Here is a 237-nt window from a genome sequence, read left to right on the forward strand (position 1 = left end):
GGGGTGCAGCAGCCATTGTGCTCTGGCTTTTTCATATCCCGTATCCGCTTGTTCTTGGGATGCTGATAGGGGCAACGAACGTGATTCCTTATTTTGGACCGATTATTGGCGCAGTTCCTGCCATCTTTATTGCGTTTACCATCTCGGTGAAATCGGTCATCATTGTACTAATCACAGTAGCGGTGCTGCAATTTTTAGAGAGTAATGTCCTCAGCCCAATCATTGTAGGGCGAAGTC

At 47.3% G+C, this 237-nt stretch carries 1 protein-coding gene; it reads left to right on the forward strand.

The features are described 5' to 3' along the window. The coding region (locus AC0IXA_RS28120; protein WP_471815014.1) for an AI-2E family transporter at positions 1 to 237 on the forward strand (237 nt) is incomplete at both ends.

This window comes from Pseudomonas sp. AC083 (genome assembly GCF_979253165.1).